The following is a 3,710-nucleotide window of genomic DNA, read 5'->3' as shown; positions in this document are numbered from 1 at the left end:
ATTTGTTTATGATTGCTTTATTTGGTTTTCAATGTTCGTGACGGCTTTGTGTTCCGCCATGTAAATAAACATAAAGCATATTCTCAGGTTTGTAAAGTTTTTTAACAACAGATTAACTGATGATATGTATAAGATTGACTTATCAATAGCAGGAATGGTGGATAAATGGGAAAGAATGGACAAAAAGTAGGTAAAGCCTGGAAGCGCGTCGCCTTCAGGCATGGAAATATTAAGATACAGACTTCTGCTGGCTAGGTATCATAATGAGAGCCCAATAGGGAACTTCAGCGGGATCGACATCTGCGATCGCCCGAATTCGCTGATTCGGCATAGTTGCGCGTTCTATATACAATGCTCGATCGAACTGTCCCAACTCAATCAGTACGTCCCGGACTTTCGCAAAATGCCGCCCCAGTTTAATAATCACAGCAGCATCAACAACCGCCAGTCGATCGCGCAAAACCTCAGCATCCAGCGTCGCAGGCATAATACTTAACACATCGTTACGATAAGTCAGCGGCACCCCCAACGCAGCGGCACTCGCCATTGTCGAAGAAATTCCCGGCACAACTTCAGTGGTAAATCTCGCCGACAAACGGTTGAATAGATACATAAACGAGCCGTAGAGAAAAGGTTCGCCCTCACATAGCACCGCCACATCCCGTCCCTCGCTCAGATGGGCGGCAATTTTCTCGGCAGCAATATCATAATAAGGTTGAGACGATCGCGTCGGACTAAAAGGCAGTGGCATCGGAATCTCAATTTGCTCCGGGCGCAGATAATCTGCGACGATCGCCCGCGCCAGCACCTTACCATTTTCCATCGCCGGATAGGCAATCACCGGCACCGATTGCAAAATCCGATAAGCTTTCAATGTGATCAATTCTGGATCACCAGGGCCAATACCCAAACCGTACAATTTACCATTCGCCTTAGTCATAATTCATCCTTTTTCGCTAACGCATTCACGGCCGCCGTTGCCATTGCACTGCCACCGCGCCGCCCGTGCAACGTAATAAATGGCACTCCCCGACTGTTGGCGGCCAGTTCGGCTTTGGATTCGGCAGCCCCCACAAATCCTACCGGGAAACCCAGAATTAAAGCCGGTTTAGGTGCTCCGGCATCAAGCATTTCCAGTAGTCGGAACAAAGCAGTCGGGGCATTGCCAATTGCCACAACCGCACCCTGCAAGTTGTCCAGCCATAAATCAAGCGCCGCAGCCGATCGAGTATTTCCGATTTGCCGCGCCAACTCCGGGATTTCGGAATGCCAGAGGGTGCAAATCACCGGATTGTCAGCGGGAAGGCGTTTGCGAGTGATACCTTCGGCCACCATCCGGGCATCGCACAGGATGGGCGCACCTGCGACGAGGGCGTTGTGTCCCGCGGTGGCTGCACCGGGCGAAGCGGCTAAATCTGTAACAATATCGGTCATGCCGCAACTGTGAATTAGTCGCACGGCTACCGATTCTAAATCGGGCGGCAAGCTTGACAAATCTGCTTCGGATCGAATTGTGGCGAAGGATTTAATGTAGATTTCTGTTCCGTCTCGAATGTAGTCAATCATTGTTTAAAACTGCTATGGGAATTTTGTGGGATTTGTGAAATTGATTTTTTGAATGAACCGCGAAGGCGCAAAGGACGCGAAGGAAGAAATATCAAGGGAAATGCTTAAAAATTGTCAGTTTGAATCGGATATTTTTTCACTTTAAATTCCCATTTTCGGTGCTTAACAACTCCTGTAATTGGTCGATCGCCTGCCGATCGACAAACTCACCAAATGACTCCCAAGGCTCTCGAAACCGCTGATATACCTGCAACATTCGCTCGATCGCACCGGGCATCTCGGCCCAACTCACCGCCGGAAAAATTGGTCGTCCGAAGGGCAAATCTTTTCTACCCGCATAAATGTCGTAACCTTCGATCGTCTCGTGTCCTCGCTCAATCTGAATTCCCACCAGCGTGATATCAATTGGCTGGTGCTGGGCGCAGGACTTTTGGCAACCGCTGAAATGAATGTTAATCGGCAGGTCGATCGTCAATTTTTGCGCTAAATCCCTCACCATTGCTAGGGCGTGACTTTGAGTATCTGTCGCCGCCGACGCACAGCCGGTGCTGCCCGCACAAGCCACCAAGCACGAATCTAGGCGAGTCGCCGACGAGTGCAATCCCAAATCGGCGATTTGCTGTTTTACCTCAAAAAGCTGGGAGTTGGGGATATCAGAAATCAACAGATTTTGCCACGGCGTAAGTCTCAGGGTACCGCTGGCTAGATTTTGGGCTAAATTTGCCAAATTCAGCAGTTGCTTTGATTCTAGCCTACCGAGAGGCAGTGCAATTCCCATGTAGGAGAAACCGGACTGTCGCTGAGGATGAATGCCGAGATGTCGGGATTGTTCGATCGCCCTTGCAGATGAGTCGATCGATCGGGCGGGCAAGATGCCCACCCCACAAGGAAATTCACTCTTTGTGGAACAGGCATCTTGCCTGTTTTTGGGAAAGGCGATCGATCGGGCGGGCAAGATGCCCACCCCACAAGGAAATTCACTCTTTGTGGAACAGGCATCTTGCCTGTTTTTGGGAAAGGTACAAGATGTGAATTGCCATAAAAATGGTAAATTCTGCTGTACTTTTTCTAGATAACTTTCAGTGCCCCAATCTGCCAGCAGGTGACGCAAACGCGGTTTTTTGCCATCAATTCGAGGTCGATTTTTGGTGTATTCAAGATAGGTGCTAGCGAGGGCGGCTAATACTGAAATACATTGCGATTCTTGGATTAAAATTCCTGTATCGCCGTTTAAATGCAGCCGAAAAACGATTTCTGATTGGGTTGAAGGCCCTTCAGCAGCTAATAAAATATCGTTGCGTAAAGCCTGGATCGAAACCGATTCCCCGCCGTCGAAGCCAATACTGAACTTAGGCGAAAGTTCCGACAACTCGGAATGTGTTTGCAGGTAATCATCCCAAGCTTTCACTAGCGGGCGAGTATCGAGTAACTGCTGGCGATCGATCCCTGCTGTCGGGCTTGCCATAATATTGCGAATCGGGTCAACTTCAACGCGGCGAGAGGCTATCCCCAATTCCTGCAAGCGGTTCCAGACTTCCGGGGCAATTTCCGAGTTCACTTCTCGGATTTGCAAATTTGCCCGATTTGTCACTTGCAAACAGCCGGTACTGTATTGATCTGACAAATCGGCGATCGTCCGACACTGCTGCGCGTTTAAAATTCCCCCAGGAATCCGCATTCTCGATAAAACTCCGTCTCGGGCTTGGGAACCGTAAAATAAACCCGGACAAGTCGGCAAATCAGTCAAAGCTAACAAATAATCTCCTCCCCGTGCTACGCAGGGAATCCAAAAGTAAACGCCCACAAAGCGCCCCCGAAATCGGCATTCTGACTTTTACAGTTGCGGCACAGCGCCGGAATTGCACCGGACTTTCCCGCTTTCAGGTTTTAGAAAGGTATCACGACCTGACCCACAGAAAGCAAAACCCTCAACTTTCTTAACAAAACTTCTGGCGATCGCGTCGGGCCCCGCAAGCTACGCCCCTTTCTCTCCTTACATCAGCTTTCCTGATGACTTTCATCAGTTTAACTGTCGTCAAACCCCTTTACAAACCTTAACGATAGGCGTAATAATATAAACATCATCCGAACATTGACAACCAAATACAGCAATCATAAAACCATGACAACAACCTTACAGCAGC

General features: G+C 49.1%; 3 protein-coding genes and 1 riboswitch. All 3 genes read right to left on the bottom strand.

Annotated features, from left to right (window positions below; genetic code table 11):
- Positions 1-229 precede the first annotated feature (229 nt).
- Complete coding sequence (locus QUB11_RS30915) at positions 230-940, bottom strand: precorrin-2 C(20)-methyltransferase (protein ID WP_333392543.1); 711 nt, start codon at positions 938-940, stop codon at positions 230-232.
- The gene (locus tag QUB11_RS30910; RefSeq protein ID WP_333392541.1) at positions 937-1,566 is read right to left on the bottom strand and encodes a precorrin-8X methylmutase; all 630 of its coding nucleotides are present in this window, start codon (positions 1,564-1,566) and stop codon (positions 937-939) included. Before QUB11_RS30910 ends, QUB11_RS30915 begins: the two co-directional genes overlap by 4 nt.
- Before the next feature lie 136 nt (positions 1,567-1,702).
- Entirely contained in the window at positions 1,703-3,370 is a 1,668-nt protein-coding gene (cobG, locus tag QUB11_RS30905; protein ID WP_333392539.1) for a precorrin-3B synthase, read from the bottom strand.
- Positions 3,371-3,378: 8 nt separating this feature from the next.
- Positions 3,379-3,458: riboswitch (adenosylcobalamin-variant (AdoCbl-variant) riboswitch) on the bottom strand.
- Between the last annotated feature and the right edge of the window lie 252 nt (positions 3,459-3,710).

Source organism: Microcoleus sp. B6-A1, assembly GCF_036705085.1.
Lineage (GTDB): Bacteria > Cyanobacteriota > Cyanobacteriia > Cyanobacteriales > Microcoleaceae > Microcoleus.
The sequence above is the reverse complement of the archived record's forward strand: the minus strand, read 5'-3'. Positions and strand labels throughout refer to the sequence as shown.

What these genes read in the sequence shown, in the direction of transcription:
- QUB11_RS30910 (WP_333392541.1), bottom strand. Translation starts at nt 1,566, where the DNA reads ATGATTGACTACATTCGAGACGGAACAGAAATCTACATTAAATCCTTC.
- QUB11_RS30915 (WP_333392543.1), bottom strand. Translation starts at nt 940, where the DNA reads ATGACTAAGGCGAATGGTAAATTGTACGGTTTGGGTATTGGCCCTGGT.